This is a genomic window from [Acidovorax] ebreus TPSY (genome assembly GCF_000022305.1).
In the GTDB taxonomy this organism is placed as follows: Bacteria; Pseudomonadota; Gammaproteobacteria; order Burkholderiales; family Burkholderiaceae_C; genus Diaphorobacter; species Diaphorobacter nitroreducens.
In genome coordinates this window covers 2,998,494-3,020,120 of record NC_011992.1, presented here as the reverse complement: position 1 = coordinate 3,020,120, position 21,627 = coordinate 2,998,494, and the positions used below count along the sequence as shown (strand labels likewise).

The 21,627-nt window shown below is 67.2% G+C and carries 26 protein-coding genes; 10 read left to right on the top strand and 16 right to left on the bottom strand.

From position 1 onward, the window contains the following. Nucleotides 1-5 precede the first annotated feature (5 nt). The 5 genes from DTPSY_RS14210 to DTPSY_RS14190 form a co-directional block, all read right to left on the bottom strand. Nucleotides 6-320, bottom strand: a complete 315-nt coding sequence (locus DTPSY_RS14210) for a BON domain-containing protein (RefSeq protein WP_015914146.1) — start codon at nucleotides 318-320, stop codon at nucleotides 6-8. A gap of 99 nt (nucleotides 321-419) precedes the next feature. Continuing rightward, nucleotides 420-965, bottom strand: coding sequence for a ferritin-like domain-containing protein (locus DTPSY_RS14205; RefSeq protein WP_011806611.1), 546 nt, complete (start codon nucleotides 963-965; stop codon nucleotides 420-422). A gap of 22 nt (nucleotides 966-987) precedes the next feature. After that, nucleotides 988-1,380 (bottom strand): CAP domain-containing protein, encoded by a 393-nt coding sequence (locus tag DTPSY_RS14200; RefSeq protein ID WP_015914145.1) that lies wholly within the window; start codon nucleotides 1,378-1,380, stop codon nucleotides 988-990. A 55-nt stretch (nucleotides 1,381-1,435) separates the two neighbouring features. Next, nucleotides 1,436-1,600 carry a DUF1328 domain-containing protein gene (locus tag DTPSY_RS14195; RefSeq protein WP_011806609.1) on the bottom strand — a complete coding sequence of 55 codons (165 nt, stop codon included), beginning with the start codon at nucleotides 1,598-1,600 and terminating at the stop codon, nucleotides 1,436-1,438. A gap of 167 nt (nucleotides 1,601-1,767) precedes the next feature. Then, nucleotides 1,768-3,111, bottom strand: coding sequence for a sensor histidine kinase (locus tag DTPSY_RS14190; RefSeq protein ID WP_015914144.1), 1,344 nt, complete (start codon nucleotides 3,109-3,111; stop codon nucleotides 1,768-1,770). Between the two features lie 153 nt (nucleotides 3,112-3,264). Here DTPSY_RS14190 and DTPSY_RS14185 point away from each other — a divergent pair, with 153 nt between their 5' ends. After that, nucleotides 3,265-3,897 (top strand): response regulator, encoded by a 633-nt coding sequence (locus DTPSY_RS14185; protein ID WP_015914143.1) that lies wholly within the window; start codon nucleotides 3,265-3,267, stop codon nucleotides 3,895-3,897. A 116-nt stretch (nucleotides 3,898-4,013) separates the two neighbouring features. Here DTPSY_RS14185 and DTPSY_RS14180 read toward each other — a convergent pair whose 3' ends face one another. From DTPSY_RS14180 to gpmA, 4 genes are all read right to left on the bottom strand, one after another. Then, nucleotides 4,014-4,424, bottom strand: coding sequence for a response regulator (locus DTPSY_RS14180; protein WP_015914142.1), 411 nt, complete (start codon nucleotides 4,422-4,424; stop codon nucleotides 4,014-4,016). Nucleotides 4,425-4,532: 108 nt separating this feature from the next. Continuing rightward, complete coding sequence (locus DTPSY_RS14175) at nucleotides 4,533-5,297, bottom strand: HesA/MoeB/ThiF family protein (RefSeq protein ID WP_015914141.1); 765 nt, start codon at nucleotides 5,295-5,297, stop codon at nucleotides 4,533-4,535. 67 nt (nucleotides 5,298-5,364) lie between these two features. After that, nucleotides 5,365-6,801, bottom strand: a complete 1,437-nt coding sequence (locus DTPSY_RS14170; protein WP_015914140.1) for a S41 family peptidase — start codon at nucleotides 6,799-6,801, stop codon at nucleotides 5,365-5,367. Nucleotides 6,802-6,916: 115 nt separating this feature from the next. Further along, nucleotides 6,917-7,660: a 2,3-diphosphoglycerate-dependent phosphoglycerate mutase gene (gene gpmA / locus DTPSY_RS14165; RefSeq protein ID WP_015914139.1), complete on the bottom strand. Its 744-nt coding sequence runs from the start codon at nucleotides 7,658-7,660 to the stop codon at nucleotides 6,917-6,919. Between the two features lie 73 nt (nucleotides 7,661-7,733). On the opposite strand from gpmA, the gene DTPSY_RS14160 reads away from it, so the two are divergent. The 4 genes from DTPSY_RS14160 to DTPSY_RS14145 all read left to right on the top strand — a co-directional run bounded on the left by DTPSY_RS14160 (nucleotide 7,734) and on the right by DTPSY_RS14145 (nucleotide 10,068). Further along, nucleotides 7,734-8,141 carry a rhodanese-like domain-containing protein gene (locus DTPSY_RS14160; protein ID WP_015914138.1) on the top strand — a complete coding sequence of 136 codons (408 nt, stop codon included), beginning with the start codon at nucleotides 7,734-7,736 and terminating at the stop codon, nucleotides 8,139-8,141. 50 nt (nucleotides 8,142-8,191) lie between these two features. Beyond that, nucleotides 8,192-8,449, top strand: coding sequence for a glutaredoxin 3 (gene grxC, locus DTPSY_RS14155; protein WP_011806601.1), 258 nt, complete (start codon nucleotides 8,192-8,194; stop codon nucleotides 8,447-8,449). Nucleotides 8,450-8,550: 101 nt separating this feature from the next. Then, complete coding sequence (gene secB, locus DTPSY_RS14150) at nucleotides 8,551-9,003, top strand: protein-export chaperone SecB (protein ID WP_011806600.1); 453 nt, start codon at nucleotides 8,551-8,553, stop codon at nucleotides 9,001-9,003. Between the two features lie 72 nt (nucleotides 9,004-9,075). Then, complete coding sequence (locus tag DTPSY_RS14145; RefSeq protein WP_015914137.1) at nucleotides 9,076-10,068, top strand: NAD(P)H-dependent glycerol-3-phosphate dehydrogenase; 993 nt, start codon at nucleotides 9,076-9,078, stop codon at nucleotides 10,066-10,068. Nucleotides 10,069-10,370: 302 nt separating this feature from the next. On the opposite strand, the gene panC is transcribed toward DTPSY_RS14145, so the two are convergent. Together panC and panB are read right to left on the bottom strand one after the other, a co-directional pair. Continuing rightward, entirely contained in the window at nucleotides 10,371-11,243 is an 873-nt protein-coding gene (gene panC / locus DTPSY_RS14140; RefSeq protein WP_015914136.1) for a pantoate--beta-alanine ligase, read from the bottom strand. A gap of 16 nt (nucleotides 11,244-11,259) precedes the next feature. After that, the gene (gene panB, locus DTPSY_RS14135; RefSeq protein ID WP_011806597.1) at nucleotides 11,260-12,141 is read right to left on the bottom strand and encodes a 3-methyl-2-oxobutanoate hydroxymethyltransferase; all 882 of its coding nucleotides are present in this window, start codon (nucleotides 12,139-12,141) and stop codon (nucleotides 11,260-11,262) included. A gap of 65 nt (nucleotides 12,142-12,206) precedes the next feature. Between panB and nadC the strand changes: the two genes are divergently transcribed. The 3 genes from nadC to DTPSY_RS14120 all read left to right on the top strand — a co-directional run bounded on the left by nadC (nucleotide 12,207) and on the right by DTPSY_RS14120 (nucleotide 16,158). Then, complete coding sequence (gene nadC, locus DTPSY_RS14130) at nucleotides 12,207-13,085, top strand: carboxylating nicotinate-nucleotide diphosphorylase (protein WP_015914135.1); 879 nt, start codon at nucleotides 12,207-12,209, stop codon at nucleotides 13,083-13,085. A 79-nt stretch (nucleotides 13,086-13,164) separates the two neighbouring features. Further along, nucleotides 13,165-14,289 carry a quinolinate synthase NadA gene (gene nadA, locus DTPSY_RS14125; RefSeq protein WP_015914134.1) on the top strand — a complete coding sequence of 375 codons (1,125 nt, stop codon included), beginning with the start codon at nucleotides 13,165-13,167 and terminating at the stop codon, nucleotides 14,287-14,289. A 69-nt stretch (nucleotides 14,290-14,358) separates the two neighbouring features. Next, a complete protein-coding gene (locus DTPSY_RS14120; RefSeq protein ID WP_015914133.1) occupies nucleotides 14,359-16,158 on the top strand; it encodes a chorismate-binding protein in 1,800 nt (599 codons plus the stop codon). A 338-nt stretch (nucleotides 16,159-16,496) separates the two neighbouring features. Here the strand turns inward: DTPSY_RS14120 and DTPSY_RS14115 are convergent, their stop codons facing one another. The 5 genes from DTPSY_RS14115 to DTPSY_RS14095 form a co-directional block, all read right to left on the bottom strand. Next, nucleotides 16,497-16,859, bottom strand: coding sequence for a 5-carboxymethyl-2-hydroxymuconate Delta-isomerase (locus DTPSY_RS14115; RefSeq protein WP_011806593.1), 363 nt, complete (start codon nucleotides 16,857-16,859; stop codon nucleotides 16,497-16,499). A 30-nt stretch (nucleotides 16,860-16,889) separates the two neighbouring features. Next, entirely contained in the window at nucleotides 16,890-17,270 is a 381-nt protein-coding gene (panD, locus tag DTPSY_RS14110; protein WP_011806592.1) for an aspartate 1-decarboxylase, read from the bottom strand. A gap of 27 nt (nucleotides 17,271-17,297) precedes the next feature. Further along, nucleotides 17,298-18,887, bottom strand: coding sequence for an L-aspartate oxidase (nadB, locus tag DTPSY_RS14105; protein ID WP_015914132.1), 1,590 nt, complete (start codon nucleotides 18,885-18,887; stop codon nucleotides 17,298-17,300). A gap of 49 nt (nucleotides 18,888-18,936) precedes the next feature. After that, nucleotides 18,937-19,797, bottom strand: a complete 861-nt coding sequence (locus tag DTPSY_RS14100) for a segregation and condensation protein A (RefSeq protein WP_015914131.1) — start codon at nucleotides 19,795-19,797, stop codon at nucleotides 18,937-18,939. Nucleotides 19,798-19,872: 75 nt separating this feature from the next. Then, nucleotides 19,873-20,076: a DUF3460 family protein gene (locus DTPSY_RS14095; RefSeq protein ID WP_015914130.1), complete on the bottom strand. Its 204-nt coding sequence runs from the start codon at nucleotides 20,074-20,076 to the stop codon at nucleotides 19,873-19,875. A 144-nt stretch (nucleotides 20,077-20,220) separates the two neighbouring features. Between DTPSY_RS14095 and bamE the strand changes: the two genes are divergently transcribed. Next, nucleotides 20,221-20,721 carry an outer membrane protein assembly factor BamE domain-containing protein gene (bamE, locus tag DTPSY_RS14090; protein WP_015914129.1) on the top strand — a complete coding sequence of 167 codons (501 nt, stop codon included), beginning with the start codon at nucleotides 20,221-20,223 and terminating at the stop codon, nucleotides 20,719-20,721. A 149-nt stretch (nucleotides 20,722-20,870) separates the two neighbouring features. Continuing rightward, nucleotides 20,871-21,557: a YitT family protein gene (locus tag DTPSY_RS14085; RefSeq protein ID WP_015914128.1), complete on the top strand. Its 687-nt coding sequence runs from the start codon at nucleotides 20,871-20,873 to the stop codon at nucleotides 21,555-21,557. The last annotated feature ends 70 nt before the right edge of the window (nucleotides 21,558-21,627 follow it).

The following is a 21,627-nucleotide window of genomic DNA, read 5'->3' as shown; positions in this document are numbered from 1 at the left end:
GTGCGTCACGGGCGCACGACGATGCTGTTGCGCACCTCGCGCACATGCTTGGTGTTGCGCGCGATGGCTTCGGCGCGGTCCTTCTCGGCCTGGGTCTTGGCAAAGCCCGAGAGCTGGACGGTGCCGTTCAGCGTCTCCACGCTGATGGCGGTGGCAGAGACGCTCTTGTCCTCTGCCATCTTGGCCTTCACGGCGGTGGTGATACCTGCGTCGTCCATGTAGGAGCCCACGGTTTGCTGGTTGCGTGCTACCGAGCAGCCGGTGGAAACGATGGTGGCGCCTGCAAGCAGGGAAAAGGCGATGGCACGTGCGTATTTCATGGTTGTGTCCTTGGGTTATGGTTGAAAACACGGGTGCTGGGATAACCCCGCTGCGGCCTGTTGCACCCTCCGGTGGCCTCAACGGTTGGGAAAGGGAGGCTAGCGGTGCAGCCAGTCCTTCAGTTCATCCGCATGCTCCTCCTCGTCGGCCAGGATGCCTTCGAGCATGCGCCGCGTGGTGGGATCCTTGTCGCCGATCAACTGGATCATCTGGCGATAGGCCTCCACCGCGATGCGCTCCGCCACCAGGTTGGCGCGCACCATGTCTTGCAAATCGGATGACTCATCGTATTGCGCATGGCTGCGCGACAGCAGCGTAGAAGGGGAGAAGTCCGGCGAGCCGCCCAACTGCACGATGCGTTGGGCGAGCAGATCGGCATGGGCTGCCTCCTCGTTGGCGTGCACCAGGAACTCTGCGGCGATCGCCGGCGACTCGCGGCCGTCCGCCGTGAAATAGTGCCGCTTGTAGCGCAGCACGCAGACCAACTCGGTCGCCAGAGCGTCGTTGAGCAGGGCAATGATGGCATCGCGGTGTGGGCCGTACGCGGGCGTCACGGCGCCTTCGTCCAGATCCGCGGTGGCTGCCTGGCGCAGCGCGGCTTCGTCAAGCTGAAGCGCGCTGGCGTGGGTATCGCTGTGCATCATCGGGTCGGTTCCTGCGGTAGTCTCAATAACGCTCGCCGCGGTGGCGTGTCCACATCAGCGCAGTGGCAAAGGCGGCGCCCGCGGCTGCGGCGATCAGCAGGGACTTGCCGGGTTGTTCCGCGACGTAGCGGTTCGTGGCGTCCGCAGCCTGGTGGAACTGGCGCCGAGCGCGTTCGCCCGTGTGCGCGCAGTACGAAATGCCGCGCGTGGCCAGGTCCTGCGCCTTGGCGGCCAGGTCGTCGATCATCGGGTCCACGCCCTCTTGCATGCGCTGCATGCGGGTCTCGGCCTTGTCGATGGACTCATTGGTCATCCGGCGGGTGGACTGCAGTGTTTCGGACGCCTTGTCGAACACGCCTTCGGCCACGTTGTGCGCCGTCTCTGCCGCCTTCTGGGTGGTGGTTTGGATCGTCATTGGGGGAGTTCCTTTCTGTGGTGGCATCTGCCTGGCGGGCCAGGTTGCTGGGGCGTCAGCCCCTCTTCAACAAGCTGAGCACGAAGGTCACAACCGCCATGATCACGAACACGAAGAACAGGATCTTCGCGATGCCCACGGCGCCGGCGGCGATGCCGCCAAATCCGAACAGGGCGGCCACCAAGGCGATGACCAGGAATACCACTGCGTAATGCAACATAACCAGCTCCTTGTTTTCGGCGCGGTGCGCCGGGTGGTTGCGAATGCGCCTGAGCACATGGCTTGACTGTAGGGAGGCTGGCGTTGCATGAGTGCCGGTGGCTGGCGCACCCCGCTGTAGGACGCCACCGATCAGATGAGCAGCCCGGACGCAGGGCTGCGAACGCGTCAGGTCAGCGTGTGCGGCAGCACGGCGCTGACCAGGGTGCCCTCGCCGGGCGTGGACGTGACCGTGAGCTTGCCGCCCGCCGCCTCGACACGGTGGCGCATGCCGAACAGACCATGCGCGTCGGGGGCGATGCTTGAGATGTCGAACCCGTCGCCGTCATCCCGCACCTGTACCGATACATGGTTGGGATAGCTGTGGACCGACACCAGCACCTTGCGCGCGTTGGCGTACTTGCTGATGTTGGTCAGGGACTCCTGCACCAGCCGGTAGACGGTGAGCTGCGCTGCGTCGGACAGCTTGGCAGACTCCAGGCTGGTGTCTATCTGCAGGTTGCTGCGCTGCGCGAAGTCGCGCGTGAGGATTTCCAGCGACGTGGTGAGCCCGAGATTGGAGAGCGACGAAGGGCGCAGGTCCTCGATGATGCGCCGCTTGAGCGCGATGCCGCTGTTGAGCGTCTCGGTGAGGTGCTGCACGCGCTCGGCGTTCTCGGGGGTGTGCAAATCGATGCGCGACTTCAGGCGTGCCACGTCCAGCTTGGCGGCCGTGAGCAAAGCACCCAGCTCGTCGTGCAGCTCGCGCGCCAGGTGTGCGCGCTCTTCCTCGCGTACTTGCTGCAGATGGCTGGCCAACTCGGAGAGCGCGGCAGTGCGTTCACGTACCAACTGCTCCAGTCGGTCGCGTTCGCGCGCCAACACCTCCTGCTCGCGCGCATGCGCAGCCTGCAAGGCGCTGGTCTGGCGCAGGTACAGGTAGAACGCCAGCAGCCCCACCACCGCCACGGCGGCGATGCCGATGCGCGAGAGCATCAGCGAATGCAGGATCTCCTGCGTGCTGTGTTCCGTTTGCTGGGCGCTGCGCGCCACCAGTCGCGCTGCGATCGCCCGGATGGCATCCATGTTCTCCTTGCCCACGTCGGTGGAGAGCACGAACTTCCAGGCGTCGTCGTTGTCCTGGCGGCGCAGCTTGAGGCTGAGGTCGAGTTCGGAAAGCTTGCGCGTGATCTGCTGCGACAGCTGGGAAAAGTCGTCCAGGTCCTGCGGTGCGTGCCGGTAGGTCTGGCGCAGCTCATCAAGGTTGGTGTTGATGGTGGCGACCGCCTGCTCGTAGGGCTGCAGATAGCGCTCGTCGCCGGTGAGCAGGTAGCCGCGCAGCCCCGTCTCGGCGTTGAGCATGTTCTGCAGAAGCCGGTCGAGCGCAGCGCGCGTGGCGTGCGAGCGGGCCAGGTCGCCCACGGCCGCGTGCGAGCGCATGTACCCGGTTTCGTTGATGCCGACCAGCAGGGCCACAGCCAGCAATGCCAGCGGCAGACTGACGGCGATCTTGCGCAAACGGGACCAACTCATGCTTGGGCTTCTCCAAGGGGACTGGCAGGGCACGGTTGAAAATGCATATCATCGGCCTGCGCTGCCATGCTAGTGCAATGCAGAGCAGATGGGCAGATCTTCAGACCATACCTTACCGGGGAGCAAGGCGCTCTCCTCTTGAAAGAAGGCTCAATGATCAAGATTGGCATTGTGGATGACCATGCGATAGTCCGTGCCGGGCTGCGCCAATTTCTCTCGGAACATGTGGACCTGCGGGTCGTTGGCGAGGCAAGCAACGGCAGGGAAGCCATTGATCTGGTGCGCGTTCACGAGATCGACGTGCTGGTGATGGACCTGTCCATGCCCGGCCAGAGTGGCTTGGATGCGTTGGCCATGCTGCGCGCCAAGGCGCCCGACATGGGCATCCTGATCCTCAGCGGCTACCCCGAGGAGCACTATGCGATCAATCTGATCCGCCAGGGTGCGAGCGGCTATCTGAACAAGGAATGCGAGCCCAAGGAGATCGTGGAGGCCATCCGCACCATCGCCCTGGGGCGCCGCTACCTGACCCCGTCCGTGGCCGACCTGCTGGCCCAGCAGCTCAACCGCAAGGACGATGCACCGCCCCACGAGCAGCTGTCGGAGCGCGAGTTCCAGGTGTTCCTCAAGCTGGCCAAGGGCGAGACGGCGGGTGACATCGCCAAGTCGCTGTCGCTGAGCGTGAAGACCGTGAGCACCTACCGCACGCGGCTCATGGAAAAGATGGGGCTGTCCTCCAACAGCGATCTGACGTACTACGCGCTCAAGAACAAGCTCATCGATTGAGCGCAAAGCGCACAAAGCACAAGGGCCAGTCACTGACTGGCCCTTGTGCTTTGTGCAGAGGTTTGAGAGTAAGGATGGGCGCGTGTCAAAGTGCAGATGGGGCCCGCGCAGCGCCGTCAATTGGTGGCCGCTGAACTAGCAGCTGCCCGCTGCGTGCTGTTGCTGTGTTCGATGCAATAGTCCACCAGTGCCTCGATCTCGTTGGATTTGTCAAACACGGCGTCCACCCCCAGCTGCGCACAGCGCATGCGCACGTCAGGTGTCGCGTAGTTGCTCAGCACCACCATCTTCTGCGCTGACAGGCGGTTGCGGCAGGCGGCCAGCACGCCCAGCCCACTGCCTTGGCGCAGGAACAGGTCCACGATGGCCAGGTCCCACTGGGAGGTGTGCGAGGTAAGCCACTCCTTGCCCTCGTCCTCCGTCTCGGCGATGCCGACAGCTTCCACCTCCGCCAGTTCTTCGAGCGTTCCGATCAGGTTTTCGCGGATGGTGGCGTTGTCTTCGACGATGTACGTGCGCAGTTTCACGGTGCTTCCTGTTCGGCCGGGAACGAAAAATAGGGCGTCGGCGTTACTGTATGAAAACAGGCTGGCGGATTCTGCCAGCAGCCGGGTGCAGTGCCCGTAGGTGCATTCCTACCTGGCTGGCGAGTGCAGGGAACCGCACACGGGGCAGGCCGGGTCGCGCTCGGTGCGCACTTCGGTCCACTGCATGTCGCGCCCGTCCAGCATCAGCAGCCGGCCTGCGAGCGAGCTTCCGACCCCCACGAGCAGCTTGAGCGCCTCGGCCGCCTGCATGGTGCCGATGATGCCGACCATGGGCGCGAACACGCCCATGGTGGCGCACTGCACCTCCTCAAAACGGGCGGTGGGAGAGAACAGGCAGGCATAGCAGGGCGTGTCATCCCGGCGGGGGTCGTACACGGAAATCTGCCCGTCGAAGCGAATGGCCGCGCCTGCCACCAGGGGCTTGCGTTGGCGTACGCACGCGGCGTTGATGGCCTGGCGCGTCTGGTAGTTGTCCGTGCAGTCGAGCACCACGTCTGCGGCGTTGACCAGCCCATCCAGCGCGGCTGCGTCCACACGCTGGCGCACGGTGCGCACTGAAACCAGGGGGTTGATGGCCTGCACGGCCTGGGCCGCGGAGTCGACCTTGGGCGTGCCGACGCGCGCCGTGGTATGGGCGATCTGGCGCTGCAGGTTCGTGAGGTCCACCACGTCGTCGTCCACCAGCGTCAGGGTCCCCACGCCTGCGGAGCCGAGAAATAGCGCGGCCGGCGAGCCCAGACCGCCGGCACCGATGACGAGTACGTGGGCTGCCAGGATGCGCTCCTGTCCCTCGATACCGATCTCGTCGAGCAGGATGTGGCGGGAATAGCGCAGCAGTTGATCGTCGTTCATGGGGTGGTGGGCGTGAAAAAGGCCGGGCTCCGCGGGAGTCCCGGCCTGGTTGCCAAGAAAGACAGCGTCAGTTGTCCTTCTTCTCTTCCTTGCGTTCCGTGAGGGTCTTGCTGGCCAGCACGGTGCGGCCCTTGAGCTGGTTGAGTGCCTGGCTGAGCTGGAAGTCCTTGTCCGAACCGTACTCGGGCAGCTTGCGCTCGGACACGGGCTTCTTGGCCTCTTCCTCGAGGCGCTTGCGGGCCTCCTCGCGCGCCTTCTCGCGGCCGGCATCCTTCGCTTCCTCGCCCTGGCCGCTGGTCAGGTGTTTTTCCAGGTCGGCTTCGCGCATGCGCAGCGATGCGTAGATGTCGCCCTCGGCGGTCTCGTCGAGCATGACGTCTGGCACGATCCCCTTGGCCTGGATCGATTTGCCCGACGGTGTGTAGTAGCGCGCCGTCGTGAGCTTGATGCCCGTGTCGGGGCCCAGCGGCCGCACGGTTTGCACCGAGCCCTTGCCGAAGGTTTGGCTGCCCATGATGGTGGCGCGCTTGTGGTCTTGCAGCGCTCCCGCGACGATCTCGCTGGCCGAAGCCGAGCCTTCGTTGACCAGCACCACCAGGGGCACCGTCTTGATGGCGGCGGGCAGGCGCTTGAGCGGGTCGCCGCTGCCCCGGCGCAGATAGAACTCGGGCGAGGCCTTGAAGGTGGCCTTGCTCTCGGCCAGCTGGCCGTTGGTGGAGACCACCGTCACGTTCTCCGGCAGGAAGGCAGCCGACACGGCCACGGCCGCATCCAGCAGGCCGCCGGGGTCGTTGCGCAGATCCAGCACCAGCCCCTTGAGGCGGGGATCCTGCTTGTAGACCTCTTCGACCTTGCGCACGAAGTCGTCCACCGTGCGCTCCTGGAACTGCGACAGGCGGATCCAGGCGTAGCCCGGCTCGATGATCTTGCCCTTGACCGATTGGGTCTTGATCTCCTCGCGCGTGATCGTGACGGGAAAGCTGCGGCTCTCGTCGCGGCGCAGGATGGTTAGCGTCACCTGCGTGTTCGGCTCGCCCCGCATGCGTTTGACCGCGTCGTTGAGCGACAGGCCCTTCACGGCGGTATCGTCGATTTTCGTGATGAGGTCGTTGGTCTTGAGCCCCGCGCGGTCGGCGGGGGAGCCCTCGATGGGGGAGACAATCTTGATCAGGCCGTCTTCCTGGGTGATTTCGATGCCCACGCCCACGAAGCGGCCGGTGGTGCCTTCGCGGAATTCCTTGAACGACTTCTTGTCGAAGTACTGCGAATGCGGGTCGAGGCTGGCGACCATGCCACCGATGGCATCGGTGATGAGCTTGCGGTCATCGACCGGCTCTACATAGTCGGTCTTGATCAGGCCGAACACGGCCGAGAGCTGCTGAATCTCCTCCAGCGGCAGCGGGGTCATGGCGCCGCGTGCCACGGTCTGCAGCGAGACGGTCGTGAGCGCTCCGGCCACCACGCCCACCGATATCCATCCAGCAATTTTGAGTTTGTGGCCCATAGAACACCTCTACCGATTCAATATACACCTTGGAAGGGCTGCGGCCTGGGCAGTTCCTTCAGGATCTGCCTATTTTTCAAGCAAGACCGCGCTACGCTTTCCAGAAGGCGGCGGCTCAGGCCTTGCCTTGCGATGCCACCGCGGCTGCGGCCTTGGCGGCGGCCTCGGCGTCGCCCAGGTAGTAGTGGCGCAGCGGCTTGAGGTCCGCGTCCAGTTCGTACACCAGCGGAATGCCGTTGGGAATGTTCAGGCCCACGATGTCCTGGTCGGAAATGTTGTCCAGGTATTTGACCAACGCACGGATGGAGTTGCCGTGCGCGGCGATCAGCACACGCTTGCCCGAGCGGATGGCCGGCGCGATGGATTCGTTCCAATAGGGCAGCACGCGCGCCACCGTGTCCTTCAGGCATTCGGTCAGGGGCACTTCGCCGGCCTGCAGTCCGGCATAACGCAGATCGCCGCGTTCGCTGCGCGGGTCGGTCGTTTCCAGGGCTGGCGGGGGGGTGTCGTAGCTGCGGCGCCAGACCAGCACTTGCGCGTCGCCATACTGCTTGGCCATGTCGGCCTTGTTCAGGCCCTGCAGAGCGCCGTAGTGGCGCTCGTTCAGGCGCCAGCTGTGCTCCACGGGCAGCCAGGTGCGGTCCATCTCGTCCAGGCAGTGCCAAAGCGTGCGCGTGGCGCGCTTGAGCACACTGGTGTAGGCCAGGTCAAACTCGTAGCCCTCGGCCTTGAGCAGGCGGCCGGCATTCTTGGCCTGCTCGATGCCCGTGGGGGTCAGATCCACATCGGTCCAGCCGGTGAAGCGGTTTTCCAGATTCCACGTGGATTCGCCGTGGCGGATCAGAACGAGTTTGTGCATGGTGTCCCTTGGGGCTTCAGGTCAAAAACCCGACATTCTAGAATTGCGCGGTTTGCATACCCCAAGGAACCCCGTGAATTTCGTTCTCGACAATTGGTATTTGATCTTCCTCGCGCTGGCCTCGGGCGTCATGCTGCTGCTGCCCGCGCTCAAGGGGGCCGGGGCTGGTACCCTGGGCACGGCGCAGGCCGTACAGCTCATCAACCGTGAGAAGGCGGTGGTGATCGACGTGTGCGAGCCTGAGGAGTTCGCCGCGGGCCACGTGGGTGGCGCCAAGAACATCCCGCTGGGGCAGTTGCAGGAGCGCCTGCCGCAGGTGGCCAAGAACAAGGCCGTGCCCATCATCCTCGTCTGTGCCAAGGGCGCGCGCGCCTCGCGGGCTGCAGGCATCGCCAAGGGCCTGGGCTACGAGAAGGCGCAGGCGCTGGCCGGCGGCCTGACCGCTTGGCGCGAGGCCAACCTGCCGGTTGAAAAGGCCTGAGGCGCCCGCATCTACCAGCATTGTTCGTTACGCAGAAAGGTCGCCGTCCCATGCAAGCCGTGAAGATGTACACCACCGCCGTGTGCCCCTATTGCATCCGCGCCAAGCAATTGCTGAAGCTGAAGGGTGTGGAGCAGATCGAGGAAATCCGCGTGGACACCGACCCCGCCGCGCGCCAGCACATGATGGAGATCACCGGCCGGCGCACCGTGCCGCAGATCTTCATTGGCGACACCCACGTCGGCGGACACGACGACCTCGTGGCCCTGGACAGCCGTGGCGGCCTGGTGCCGCTGCTGGGCGCCTGAGCCTTTGCCGCCATTGGCGCGTTGCATAATGCGCCCCATGTTGCCCGCTGCGGGAGCCTCTCCCGGGCGGGCTTTGTTTTGACCGAAAGACCGAGACCACCATGGCCGAAGAAACCCCCGTGTTCCAGATTCAGCGCGTGTACCTGAAGGACCTGTCGCTGGAGCAGCCCAATTCGCCCGCGATCCTGCTGGAGCAGGAGCAGCCCAGCGTGGACATCCAGTTGGGGGTCGAGGCCACACCCGTGGTCGAAGGCATCTTTGAAGTGGCCGTGACCGCCACCGTGCAGACCAAGATCAAGGACAAGACCGTGTTCCTGGTGGAGGCCAAGCAGGCCGGCATCTTCGAGATCCGCAACGTGCCCGAGGACCAGATGGGCGCCATCATCGGCATTGCCTGCCCCCAGATCATCTACCCCTACTTGCGCGGCAACGTGGCCGACACCGTGACGCGTGCGGGCTTTCCGCCCGTGCACCTGGCCGAGATCAACTTCCAGGCCATGTACGAGCAGCAACAGGCCGCAGCCGCCGAGGCTGCCACCAGCACAGCCCAGTAAACGGCTTCTTGGTCGTAACGGGTGTTAGAGCCATTTAAGGCTCTAGCGCCCGCCTGATAAGCGCGAGTAGCTATGAAAATAGTAGTCCTTGGCGCAGGCGCCTGGGGCACTGCCCTGGCCATAAGCGCGGCTGCGCACGCAGCCTGCCATGAGGTGCAGCTGTGGGCCCGTGACGCACAGCAGGCGCAGGCCATGCAGGCGAAGCGGCAGAACCAGCGCTACCTGCCCGGCCTTGCGTTCCCGCCCGGCCTGCACGTGGCATCGGGTGACATGGCTGCGCTGGCCGCGGACGCCGACCTCGTCGTCGTCGGCACGCCCATGGCTGCGCTGCGCGGCATGCTGGAACGGCTGGACGGCTGCGCGGCGCCCATCGCGTGGCTGTGCAAGGGCTTCGAGGCCGGCACGGGGCTGATGGCGCATGAAGTGTGCGCGCAGGTCGCACCGCGGCTGCACAGTGGCGTGTTCAGCGGCCCCAGCTTCGCCCAGGAGGTCGCCACCGCCCAACCCACGGCCATGGTGGCCGCCAGCCCCCGCGCCACGGTGCGCGATGCGCTGGTGCAGGCCTTCCACGGGCCCGCGTTGCGCGTGTACGCCAGCGAGGACATCGTAGGCGTGGAAGTCGGCGGTGCGGTCAAGAACGTATTGGCGATTGCCACCGGCCTGTGTGACGGGCTGCAACTGGGGATGAATGCGCGTGCGGCATTGATTACCCGCGGTTTGGCGGAAATGACCCGCTTAGGCCTTGCCCTGGGGGCGCGGCCCGAGACCTTCATGGGCCTGTCGGGCCTGGGGGATCTGGTGCTGACTGCTACAGGCGACCTGTCGCGCAACCGCCGTGTGGGGTTGTTGCTGGCCGAGGGGCGGACCTTGGCACAGGCGGTGGAGTCGCTGGGCCATGTGGCTGAGGGGGTGTACAGCGCCCGCACCGTGGTACAGCGCGCGCGCGCGGTGGGCGTTGAGATGCCCATTGCGGAGTGTGTCGTCGCGCTGCTCGACGGTGAACTGCGCGCTGCCGAGACGGTGGCCCGGCTCATGGAGCGCGAGCCTACCGTCGAGCGCCATTGATGCGCACACATCTCCAGTGAACGACAAAAAGCGGCCTGCAGGCCGCTTTTTGTCGTGCGCGGTTCAGGGTGCTTGGGTCACACGACACCGAACAGCATCAGCAGCAAAACGATACTCAGCGGGACACCCAGAAGCCAAAGAATGATCGGCATGTACGCCTCCTATAGGGATGGTTGAAACATGCCTTCACCTTAGCGATGGGCCAGACGCCCCGATGTCCGTCCAGGCTGCCACGCCGCGTAGGTCATCGCGGTCCTGTGCTTGTGCGAGTGCGCCTACGCACGGGCCGCCGCCGCGCGGTCTCAGAACTCCAAGTTGTCGATCAGCCGCGTGCTGCCCAGGCGTGCCGCGCCCAGCGCCACCAGCGTACCGGCGGCCGCGCCTGCAGCGGGGGGCTGAAGATCGTGGCGCTGGCGCACGGTGAGGTAGTCGGGCGCCCAACCTTGCTGCGCCAGGGTCTGCAGGGCCTGTTGTTCCAGGGCGGCCAGCGGGGGGGCGCCGGGTGCCTGCGCCGCCTGGGCCAGCGCGCGCAGCGCCGCGGACAGTTGCACGGCCTGGGCGCGCTCGGCGGTGCTCAGGTAGCCGTTGCGTGAGCTCAGGGCCAACCCATCGTCGGCGCGGGCCGTCTCGCCTGCCACCACCTCCACGGGCAGCGCGAACTGCTGCACCATGCGGCGGATCACCATGAGCTGCTGGTAGTCCTTCTTGCCGAACACGGCCGTGCCGCCGCCGCTGGCGAAGAACACTGCGGAAAACAGCTTCATGACCACGGTGCACACGCCCGTGAAGAAGCCTGGGCGGAAATGCCCTTCCAGGATGTCGGCCAGTTGCGGGTCGGGCTGCAGCTTGAAGGTCTGGGGCTCGGGGTAGAGATCGCTCTCGCGCGGCGCGAAGACGATGTCGCAGCCCGCGGCCTCCAGCTTGGCGCAATCGGCCTCCCAGGTGCGGGGGTAGCTGTCGAAGTCCTCGTACGGGAGGAATTGCAGGCGGTTCACAAAAATGCTGGCGACCAGCACGTCGCCCAGCGGCCGGGCCTGGCGCACCAGGGCGATGTGGCCGTCGTGCAGATTGCCCATGGTGGGCACGAAGGCGGGGCGGCCCTTGCCGGGGCGGCCTGTGCCGGGATGCGCGGCGATGGCGGCGCGCAGTTCGGGAATGGTGCGGACGGTGATCATGGGTGAAGGTGTTTGGTCAGTTCCAGGCGTGCAGTGCGTCGTCGGGAAAGCGCCCTTGCTTGACGGCCTGCACATAAGCCTCGATGGCGCCGCGCACGCTGCCCGCGTCCCGCATGAAGTCGTGCACGAACTTCGGGTTCTTGCCCAGGTTGATGCCCAGCATGTCGTGCATCACCAGCACCTGGCCGGCCGTGCCGCTGCCCGCGCCGATGCCGATGGTGTGGCAGCGTGGCAGGGCCTGCGTGAGGTCGCGTGCCAGGGGAGTCGGCACCATCTCCAGCACCAGCATGGCGGCGCCGGCGTCCTGCAGCTCCAGTGCCTGGCGGCGCAGCTGCTGGGCGGCCTGGTCGCCCTTGCCCTGCACACGGTAGCCGCCCAGGGCGTGCACCGTCTGAGGGGTGAGGCCCAGGTGGGCGCACACTGGCACGCCGCGCTCCACAAGGAACTGCACCGTGGGCGCGGTCCAGCCGCCGCCTTCGAGCTTGACCATGTGGGCGCCCGCCTGCATGAGCTGGCAGGCACTGCGCAGCGCTTGCTCGCGGCTCTCGGCATAGCTGCCGTAGGGCAGGTCGGCGATCAGCCAGGCCGTGCCCTGTACGCGGTGCAGGCCGCGTGCCACGCTGGCCGTGTGGTAGGCCATGTGCTCCAGCGTCACGCCCACGGTGCTGGGCAGGCCCTGGCAGACCATGCCCAGCGAATCGCCCACCAGGATGCACTCCACACCCGCCGCATCAGCCACGGCTGCGAAGGTGGCGTCGTAAGCGGTGAGCATGGTGATCTTCTCGCCCGCCTCGCGCATCTGCGCCAGGCGGGGCAGGCTCACGGGGCGTCTCTGGGGCAGCGGCGACGCGGGCGGCAGCGTGCCATAGGGCGTGCCGGCGGTGGGGGAGTCGGTCATGGCGCTTGGGATCCGTCGGGTTGCAAAAGTGCGGCGAGTCTATGCGATGCGGCTATGCTCGCCCCATGACGACGAGAGACTTGTTTGGCGCCGACGCACTCGCGGCGCTGGCCCGTGCCGATGTGGACCGCGCCCTGCAGGAAGACGTGGGCAGCGGCGACCTGACGGCCGGCCTGATCGACCCCGCGCGCCGCGTGCGTGCGCGCATCCTGGCGCGCGAAGCCGCCGTGATCTGCGGCGCTCCTTGGGTCGAGGCCGCGCTGCGTGCGCTGGACCCCGGTGTGAAGCTGACCTGGCATGTGGCCGAGGGCGCGCGCTGCGCTACCGACCAGGTGGTATTGGAGATCGAAGGCCAGGCGCGCGCGCTGCTGAGCGCCGAGCGCACGGCGCTCAACTTCCTGCAGCTGCTGTCGGCCGTGGCCACCAAGACGCGCACCTATGTGGATGCCGTGGCCGGCACCCGCGCCCACATCGTGGACACGCGCAAGACGTTGCCGGGCCTGCGCCTGGCGCAGAAGTACGCCGTGCGCACGGGCGGTGGCACCAACCATCGCATCGGCCTGCACGATGCCGTGCTCATCAAGGAAAACCACATCGCTGCCGCGGGCGGCGTGACGGCGGTGCTGCGGGCCGCCCAGGCGGTGGCTGCGCAGGCTGCATTCATCGAGATCGAGGTGGAAACGCTGGCGCAGCTGCAGGAGGCGCTCGATGCGGGCGCGACGATGGTGCTGCTGGACAACATGCCGCTGGCACAACTGCGCGAGGCCGTGCGCATCAACGCGGCGCATGCCGGCGGGGGCGCCATCCTGGAGATCTCGGGCGGCGTCACGCTGGAAGGCCTGCGTGCGCTGGCCGAGACGGGCGTGGACCGCATCTCCATCGGCACGCTGACCAAGGATGTGAAGGCTACGGATTTCTCCATGCGCCTGCAGGAATTGGCCTGACACGGCGTAGCGTCTTCCAAGGCGCGACAATCGATTCCCCCTCGTGAAGCCGTCGCGCCCCGGCGGCGAGAGCATTGCCATGAATACGACCGCCATCAAGGACGTCGAGTACGAACAGCCCCTCGCGGGCGCGGACGGCGCCACCTGCTCCACTAAGCACGCCTGGGCGCGTGTGCCGCCCGAGTTATCGCCCGCCGAGCGTGCCGCGCTCAAGGACAAGATCCGCCGCCTGCTGAAAGAGAAGAACGCGGTGATGGTGTCGCACTACTACGTGCACCCGGACCTGCAGGACCTGGCCGAGGAAACCGGCGGCATCGTCAGCGATTCGCTGAAGATGGCGCGCTTTGGCCGCGACCACGCGGCGCAGACACTGGTGGTGAGCGGCGTGCGCTTCATGGGCGAGACGGCCAAGATCCTCAGCCCCGAGAAGACCGTGCTCATGCCCGACCTGGACGCGACCTGCTCGCTGGACCTGGGCTGCCCCATCGACGAGTTCAGCGCTTTCTGCGACCAGCACCCCGAGCGCACGGTGGTGGTCTACGCCAACACCAGCGCCGCCGTGAAGGCGCGTGCCGACTGGCTGGTCACGTCCAGCTGCGCGCTGGACATCGTGCGTGCGCTCAAGGATGCGGGCCACAAGATTCTGTGGGCCCCCGACCGCCACCTGGGCGCCTACATCGAGCGCGAAACGGGCGCCGACATGGTGTTCTGGAACGGTGCATGCATCGTGCACGACGAGTTCAAGGCGCTGGAGCTGGAGTTGCTCAAGAAGGAACACCCGCAAGCCAAGGTGCTCGTGCACCCCGAGAGCCCGCCCGAGGTGGTGGCCCTGGCCGACGCCGTGGGTTCGACGTCCGCCATCCTCCAGGCTGCGCGTGAAATGGACGCGCGCGAGTTCATCGTCGCCACCGACAACGGCATGATGCACAAGCTGCGCAGGCTCAACCCCGGCAAGACCTTCCACGAGGCCCCCACCGCCGGCAACAGCGCCACCTGCAAGAGCTGCGCGCATTGCCCCTGGATGGCCATGAACGGGCTGGCCGACGTGGCGCGCGTGCTGGAGACCGGCGCCAACGCCATCCATGTGGACCCCGCGCTGATCCCGCGCGCGCGCCAACCCATCGACCGCATGCTGGCCTTCACCGCGGCGCTCAAGAGCGGGCAGCCCGCGGGTGCGCTGGTGCCGCATTTCGGGGCGGCCTGACGGGGTGTTTGGTTGCTATAAATTGAGTAGCTGTTCGCGCTTGATGGATAAGCGCTACGGCCTGTTTTGATGCCCACCACATCGCTGATCGATTTTGCCGATCCGCGCGACGCCGCCGCGCCGCGCCTGCGCCACGCCTTCGCGTCGCCGCGCCAGGTGCTGGTGGCTGCACGTCTGCAGGAAGTGACGGGTGTGTTGCATGCGGTGGAAGCCGCGGCGCGCGCCGGCCACTGGTGCGTGGGCTGGGTGCGCTACGAGGCCGCGCCCGCGTTCGACCCGGCATTGGCGGTGCATGCCGAGGCGCAAGGGGAGGGCGCGCCCGCGCTCGCCTGGTTCGCGGTGTACGACGCCCCCGCGCCCTGGCCCGCGCACGAGGCCGCGGGAACGGCGACCATCGACTGGACGCAGGCGCTGCCACGCGCCGCATTCGATGCAGCGCTGTCGCAGATCCAGCAGGGCATCGCGGCGGGGCGCTACTACCAGGTCAACTACACCGCACCGCTCATGGGCACATGGCAAGGCGACGCGCAGGCACTGTTCGCGGCGTTGCGCCGCGCGCAGCCCGGCGGTTACGCGGCGCACCTTGACGACGGCGTAGGCACGCAGGTGCTGTCGGTGTCGCCCGAGCTGTTCTTCGATTGGCGCTCCGGGCCCACGGGCGCGGGCGGCATCCTCACCCGTCCCATGAAGGGCACGGCCGCGCGCGGCGCCACGCCCGAGGCCGATGCGGCGCAGGCCGCAGCGCTGCGCGGCAGCCCCAAGGAACGCGCCGAGAACGTGATGATCGTGGATCTGCTGCGCAACGACCTCTCGCGCATCGCCGCGCCGCACAGCGTGCGCGTGCCGGCGCTGTTCCACACCGAGCAGTTGCCCACCGTCTGGCAGATGACCTCCGACGTGGTGGCGCGCACGCGCACCGGCACGCGGCTGGCCGACGTGTTCGGCGCGCTGTTTCCCTGCGGTTCGGTCACGGGTGCGCCCAAGGTGGAAGCCATGCGCGCGATTGCCACGCTGGAGACCGGCCCGCGCGGCGTGTACTGCGGCGCGGTGGGCGTGGTGCGGCCCGATCCGGCGGCGGGCGCGGGCGCCATCGCCGCCACCTTCAACGTCCCTATCCGTACCGTGGAGCTGCGGGGCGGCCACGCGCGCTGCGGCATCGGCAGCGGCATCGTCTGGGGCGCCGACCCGGCGGCCGAGTGGGGCGAGTGGGCGGCCAAGCGCGCCTTCGTGGATCGCGCCAGCGCGCCGTTCGACCTGTTGGAAACGCTGGGGCTGCATGCCGGCGTGCTGCGCCACCGCGCGGAGCACCTGGCGCGCATGCAGGCCGCCGCCGTGCACTTTGGCTATCCCTGGAATGCCGCGCGCGTGCAGGCTTGCCTGGATGCACTGGCCGCTTCCCATGCGCAGGGCGACTGGCGTGTGCGCCTGCTGCTGAACGCACACGGCGTGCCGCGCGCCGAAGCCTTCGCGTTGGCCGCGACGCCCATGCCCGTGCGGCTGGCACTGGCTGATCGCCCCTTCACCGAGGCGCACAGCGAATTCACGCGGCACAAGACCACGCGCCGCGCGCACTACGCCGCTTTCGCACCGGCGGCGGGCGGCGGTGGGTTCGACACCGTGCTCTACAACGCGGCGGGTGAGATCACCGAGGGCACCTTCGGCAACCTGGCGTTGCTGCTGGACGGTCGCTGGGTCACGCCGCCGCTGGCCTGTGGCCTGCTGCCCGGTGTGGGCCGCGCCGTCGCCCTGCGTGAGGGACGCATGGTGGAAGCCGTGGTGCGCTTGCAGGATCTGCCGCGCGTGCAGGGCTGGGCCTTCATCAACAGCCTGCGCGGCTGGCTGGACGCGACGTTGGACGGGATGCCTTAAGCGGGGCCCGCCTGCTAAGGCGGTGGTTCCGCACCCGCGCATATCGGCGTTTACGGCAAAACCCGCTGAACCTGCTGAACCCGCCGAATTTCCCACTTGGTGCAGGATTGCGCGAAGTTGTTTGTTCCATAGGCTCGGCCCCACCGCAGGGACGGCCGGGGAGTGGGGACGTGCGCACGGAGGCAGCGCGGGTGCGTGCGTAAGCAGCCTGCACATGCCGTGCGCCGTGCCTCGGCGGCGTTCTCCCGGTGAGGAACGGCCGGGCCGGGCAGGCACCCCAACCGCTGTGACTCTCAGAGCACAGCGGTTTCTTTTTTACATTCCGGATTCCCAGGTGCTTACAGGCGTTCCTTCACGTAGCTCGGCCGGTCCATGTCCACGATCTCCACGCTGAGCTGTACCAGCACGCCCGCAGGGTGCGGGGTGTGGCGGCGCAACACCTCGGCGATGCGACCCGCCAGGTCTTTCTTGGCTTCGGGGCTGCGGCCGGACAGTAGGCGCAGCTGCGCATGCACGAACGCGCGGTTGGCGGGCTGCGTGCCGATCTGGAAGCTGCCGCTGGTGCGCACGAAACGCGACTTGAGGTCGGCTTCGTCCAGGATCTCAGGGCTGGCGCACAGGGACGCGTTGAGATCGGCCAGTGCCTGGGCCTCGGGATAGCCGGGCAGGTTGCTGGAGTATTCGATGGTCAGATGGGGCATGGTGTGTTCCCGGGAGTGGAGGGGGGTGGATCAAAGTGCCTGCGTGGGTACGTGGTGGCGCAGTTCCACCTGGCGGTTCTGGTCGTTCACGAACACCAGTTGCGGCTGGTGTGCGGCCACGTCGGCTTCTGCCACTTGGGCGAAGGCCGCGATGATGAGCAGGTCGCCCACGCAGGCGCGGCGCGCGGCCGATCCGTTCACCGAGATCATGCCGCTGCCACGCTGGCCCTTGATGGCGTAGGTGACGAAGCGTTCGCCGTTGTCCACGTTCCAGATGTGCACCTGTTCGTTCTCGCAGATGTTGGCGGCCTCCAGCAGGTCTTCGTCGATGGCGCACGAGCCTTCGTAGTGCAACTCGCAGTGCGTGGTCTTCACACGGTGGATCTTGGACTTGAGCAGGGTGCGGTACATGGAATCTCCTTGGATTGTGAAAAGGGGTCAGCGTGCGGGCGGCACCAGGATGGTGGGCGCGGCGGGGGCGGCCACGTCGGGCCAGTCGCGGCTGAAGTGCAGGCCGCGGCTTTCATGGCGCATCTGCGCGCTTTTCACGATCAGGTCGGCCACCTGCACCAGGTTGCGCAGTTCCAGCAGGTCGCGCGTGACGTGGAAGTTGGCATAGAACTCCTGGATCTCGCCCTGCAGCAGCGCGATGCGGTGCGCCGCGCGCTCCAGCCGCTTGGTGGTTCGCACGATGCCCACGTAATCCCACATGAAGCGGCGCAGCTCGTCCCAGTTGTGGGAGATGACCACGCACTCGTCGGCGTCGGTCACGCGGCTGTCGTCCCACGCGGGCAGCGCGGGCAGGTCCGCGCGCTGCGCCTGCTGGATGTGCGCGGCCGCGGCGCGCGCGAACACCATGCATTCCAGCAGCGAGTTGCTGGCCAGGCGGTTGGCGCCGTGCAGGCCGGTGCAGGCGGTCTCGCCAATGGCGAAGAGGCCGTGCAGGTCGGTGCGGCCCGCCAGGTCGGTCAGCACGCCGCCACAGGTGTAGTGCGCGGCGGGCACCACGGGGATGGGCTCGCGCGTGATGTCGATGCCCAGCTCCGCGCAGCGCGCGAGGATGGTGGGAAAGTGCTCCTGCAGGAACGCGGGGCTTTGGTGCGAGATGTCCAAGTGCACGCAGTCCAGGCCGTGCTTTTTCATCTCGAAGTCGATGGCGCGCGCCACGATGTCGCGCGGCGCCAGCTCGGCGCGCGCGTCGTGCTGGGGCATGAAGCGCGTGCCGCCGGCCTGCGGCGGCAGCTTGAGTTGCCCGCCCTCGCCACGCACGGCCTCGGTGATGAGGAAGCTCTTGACGTGCGGGTGGTACAGGCACGTGGGGTGGAACTGGATGAACTCCAGGTTGGACACGCGGCAGCCCGCGCGCCAGGCCGCGGCAATGCCGTCGCCCGTGGCCGTGTCGGGGTTGGTGGTGTACAGGTACACCTTGCCCGCGCCGCCCGTGGCCAGGATGGTGTGCGGTGCGCGAAAGGTGAGTACCTCGTCGGTGGCCTCGTCCAGCGCGTACAGGCCCAGGCAGCGCTGCGCGCCAGCCAGTCCCAGCTTGGCGCTGGTGATCAGGTCCACCAGGGTGTGGTGTTCGAACAGCGTGATGCCGGGCGTGGCGCGCACCACGTCGATCAGCGTGCGCTGCACGGCCGCGCCCGTGGCGTCGGTGGCGTGCACGATGCGCCGCGCGCTGTGGCCGCCTTCGCGCGTGAGGTGCAGGGCGCCCTCTTCCTGCGAGAACGGCACGCCCAGGCCCTGCAGCCAGCGGATGGCCTGCGGCGCGTTCTCCACCACGAAGCGTGTGGCCGCCAGGTCGCACAAGCCGGCGCCGGCCACCAGCGTGTCCTGCACGTGCGACTCGAAGCTGTCGCCCTCCGCCAGCACCGCGGCGATGCCGCCTTGGGCCCAGCCGCTGGCGCCGTCGGCCAACTGGCGCTTGGTGAGGACGGCCACGCGGTGGGTGGGCGCCAGCTGCAGCGCGGCGGTCAGCCCTGCGAGGCCGCTGCCTACGATGAGTACGTCGAAGTCGTGTGAGGTCATGGCAATGTGCGCCGCAGCCACCCGGCCGTGGCGAGGGGGATGGGGGCGATCAGACAGGCGTATAGGCCAGGCGCACGTAGATGGGTGCGAACGCCTCGGCCTGGGTGATCTCGATGAGGGTTTCCTTGGCCAGCTCCAGCAGGGCGATGAAGGTCACCACGAGCACGGTGCCGCCCTTCTCGGGCTGGAACAGTTCCTCGAATTCCACGAAGCGCCGGCCCTGCAGCGCCTTGAGCACATGGCTCATGTATTCGCGCACCGAGAGTTCCTCGCGTGTGATCTTGTGGTGCTGCACCAGCTTGGCGCGCTTCAAGATGTCGCGCCAGGCTTCCTGCAGGTCGGTCAGGCTCACGTCCGGAAAGCGCGGCTGCAGGCTCTGCTCGATGGTGACCTGCGCGCGGAGGAAGTCGCGGCCGTACTGCGGCACCTGGTTCAGGTGCATGGCGGCCAGCTTGATCTGCTCGTACTCCAGCAGGCGGCGTACCAGTTCGGCGCGCGGGTCCTCGGGCTCGGCGCTGCCTTCCTGCTTCTTGGGCGGCAGCAGCATGCGCGACTTGATCTCGATGAGCATCGCCGCCATCAGCAGGTACTCGGCCGCCAGCTCCAGGTTGCGGCTGCGGATCTCCTCCACGTAGCCGAGGTACTGGCGCGTGACATCCAGCATGGGGATGTCCAGGATGTTGAAGTTCTGCTTGCGGATCAGGTACAGCAGCAGATCCAGCGGGCCTTCGAAGGCCTCCAGGAACACCTCCAGCGCGTCAGGCGGGATGTACAGGTCCTGCGGCAGCGCGAACAGGGGCTCGCCATACAGGCGCGCCAGCGCCACCTGGTCCACCACCTGCGGCAGGCCGTCGCCAGAGGCCGGCGGCGCACCGTCGGCGGCAGTCGCGGCGAGACGCGGAGCGGCCATGGAGCTTACTATTTATTCAATAGCTGCCAGCGCTTGCTGCATGGGCGCTGGAGCCTGATTTGATGTGTGGCGCGCTCAGGAGCGCGACTGGTACACGTAGGGCTGCTGGGGGATGCGCCCGGCGTTGTAGTCCTGCCAGGCATCGTGGTCCACCTGCTTGTCCCACAGCAGGGCGCGGCCGGCCTGCTGCTGGGCATCCAGCTCGGGCTTCTGGGCCTTGAGCTGCTTGATGAACTGGGTGGTGTCGGATTCGTAGTCGGGGCGGCGAAAGAAGGACATGGTGCGGTGCGTGAGCCTCTTGGTAACCGCGCATTTTAGCCCCGGCCCCTGGGCGACGGCCCGTGCGGCAGGCCCGTGGACGCTCTACAGTGCAGCCTGTGCGCCGCGACCGGGCGGCCGATCACCATGAGGATGGACCTACCGATGGCTTTTCACCACTGGCTCAAGGGCGCGGGCGCCTCCGTGCTGGCCTTGCTCACCCTGCTGGCGGGCTGCGACGAGCAGCGCATCCGCGAACTGGAAGAGGGCGTCTCCACCGAGCAAGACGTACGCGCGCGCTTTGGCGAGCCCGAGCAGGTCTGGCAGGAGGCCGACGGCTCGCGCACCCTGGAGTACAACCGCCAGCCGGCCGGGCGGCGCAACTACATGATCACCATCGGCACCGACGGCAAGATGAGCGCGCTGCGCCAGGTGCTGGCACCGCACCACTTCGCCAAGGTGCAGCCCGGCATGACGCAGGAGCAGGTGCGCCGCCTGCTGGGCAAGCCCGGCAAGCAGGTGACCTACGAGCTCAAGCAGGAGACCGAGTGGGACTGGCACTGGACCGACGCCCCCGCGCAGGAGAAGCTGTTCACCGTGGTGTTCGGCGCCGACGGGCGCGTGCTGCGTGCGGCCAGCACCGAGAAGCTGCACGACGGTCCTTGATCCGATCCTGGGCCGCTTCCTGAAGCCGCCCTGAAATGCGCGGGCGGGGAGGGACGGGCGCGGGTGTCCAGCAGACCTAGGGTTTTCCATGAGATGATTGCGCCCCGGCGCCACCAGCGCCGACCCGCAGGATGCTCAGGAACCACACCATGGCCAGCCGCACCGCACACACTTTGCACGCCCAATCGTCTCTTTCCGCACTCGCGCCCGCTGGCGCGGCGCACGTTCCCTCTTCCAACGCCACCCTGCGCCACGGCCCGTTCGAGGACGCCCAGGCGCTGTTCGCCGGCTCGCTGTTCGTCGGGCTGGCCATGCTCATGTACGCCCAGGCCGGGCTGCTCACGGGCAGCACGGCGGGGCTGGCGTTCGTGCTGCACTACGCCACGGGCTGGTCGTTCGGTGCGGTGTACTTCCTCATCAACCTGCCGTTCTACTGGTTTGCCTGGCGCCACCTGGGGCGCGTCTTCACGCTCAAGACGTTCGTCTGCGTGGCCATGCTGTCGCTGGTGATGGTGCTGGCGCCGCGCGTGTTCCACATCGACTACCTGCACCCGGCGTTCGCCGCGGTGGCCGGAGGGTTGCTGATGGGCACGGGCGTGCTGTTCCTGGCGCGCCACCAGTCCAGCCTGGGCGGCGCGACCATCGTGTCGCTTTACGCGCAGCAGCGCCACGGCATCCGCGCGGGCAAGGTGCAGTTGGCCATCGACTGCTGCGTGGTGCTGCTGGCGCTGTGCGTGGTGCCGTGGCAGCGCGTGGCCTGGTCGGTGCTCGCCACGGTGGTGATGTGCGTGTTCCTGTGGGTCAGCCACCGGCCGGGACGCTACCAGGGCGGTTGATGCCGTTGTTATGAAAAAGTGAGCTGCTCGCGCTTGTCTGGAAAGCGCTAGAGGCTGAAATCATGCATAT

Bases quoted from the DNA above. Each gene is read 5' to 3' on its own strand.
- DTPSY_RS14170 (WP_015914140.1), bottom strand. From the start codon at position 6,801: ATGGGCCACAAACTCAAAATTGCTGGATGGATATCGGTGGGCGTGGTG.
- DTPSY_RS14210 (WP_015914146.1), bottom strand. From the start codon at position 320: ATGAAATACGCACGTGCCATCGCCTTTTCCCTGCTTGCAGGCGCCACC.
- panB (WP_011806597.1), bottom strand. From the start codon at position 12,141: ATGACCGACTCCCCCACCGCCGGCACGCCCTATGGCACGCTGCCGCCC.
- DTPSY_RS14095 (WP_015914130.1), bottom strand. From the start codon at position 20,076: ATGTCCTTCTTTCGCCGCCCCGACTACGAATCCGACACCACCCAGTTC.
- secB (WP_011806600.1), top strand. From the start codon at position 8,551: ATGGCCGAAGAAACCCCCGTGTTCCAGATTCAGCGCGTGTACCTGAAG.
- DTPSY_RS14085 (WP_015914128.1), top strand. From the start codon at position 20,871: ATGGCCAGCCGCACCGCACACACTTTGCACGCCCAATCGTCTCTTTCC.
- DTPSY_RS14190 (WP_015914144.1), bottom strand. From the start codon at position 3,111: ATGAGTTGGTCCCGTTTGCGCAAGATCGCCGTCAGTCTGCCGCTGGCA.
- DTPSY_RS14100 (WP_015914131.1), bottom strand. From the start codon at position 19,797: ATGGCCGCTCCGCGTCTCGCCGCGACTGCCGCCGACGGTGCGCCGCCG.
- DTPSY_RS14185 (WP_015914143.1), top strand. From the start codon at position 3,265: ATGATCAAGATTGGCATTGTGGATGACCATGCGATAGTCCGTGCCGGG.
- bamE (WP_015914129.1), top strand. From the start codon at position 20,221: ATGGCTTTTCACCACTGGCTCAAGGGCGCGGGCGCCTCCGTGCTGGCC.
- nadC (WP_015914135.1), top strand. From the start codon at position 12,207: ATGACGACGAGAGACTTGTTTGGCGCCGACGCACTCGCGGCGCTGGCC.
- DTPSY_RS14200 (WP_015914145.1), bottom strand. From the start codon at position 1,380: ATGACGATCCAAACCACCACCCAGAAGGCGGCAGAGACGGCGCACAAC.
- DTPSY_RS14175 (WP_015914141.1), bottom strand. From the start codon at position 5,297: ATGAACGACGATCAACTGCTGCGCTATTCCCGCCACATCCTGCTCGAC.
- DTPSY_RS14145 (WP_015914137.1), top strand. From the start codon at position 9,076: ATGAAAATAGTAGTCCTTGGCGCAGGCGCCTGGGGCACTGCCCTGGCC.
- nadB (WP_015914132.1), bottom strand. From the start codon at position 18,887: ATGACCTCACACGACTTCGACGTACTCATCGTAGGCAGCGGCCTCGCA.
- DTPSY_RS14115 (WP_011806593.1), bottom strand. From the start codon at position 16,859: ATGCCCCATCTGACCATCGAATACTCCAGCAACCTGCCCGGCTATCCC.
- DTPSY_RS14120 (WP_015914133.1), top strand. From the start codon at position 14,359: ATGCCCACCACATCGCTGATCGATTTTGCCGATCCGCGCGACGCCGCC.
- panD (WP_011806592.1), bottom strand. From the start codon at position 17,270: ATGTACCGCACCCTGCTCAAGTCCAAGATCCACCGTGTGAAGACCACG.
- nadA (WP_015914134.1), top strand. From the start codon at position 13,165: ATGAATACGACCGCCATCAAGGACGTCGAGTACGAACAGCCCCTCGCG.
- panC (WP_015914136.1), bottom strand. From the start codon at position 11,243: ATGATCACCGTCCGCACCATTCCCGAACTGCGCGCCGCCATCGCCGCG.
- DTPSY_RS14195 (WP_011806609.1), bottom strand. From the start codon at position 1,600: ATGTTGCATTACGCAGTGGTATTCCTGGTCATCGCCTTGGTGGCCGCC.
- DTPSY_RS14205 (WP_011806611.1), bottom strand. From the start codon at position 965: ATGATGCACAGCGATACCCACGCCAGCGCGCTTCAGCTTGACGAAGCC.
- grxC (WP_011806601.1), top strand. From the start codon at position 8,192: ATGCAAGCCGTGAAGATGTACACCACCGCCGTGTGCCCCTATTGCATC.
- gpmA (WP_015914139.1), bottom strand. From the start codon at position 7,660: ATGCACAAACTCGTTCTGATCCGCCACGGCGAATCCACGTGGAATCTG.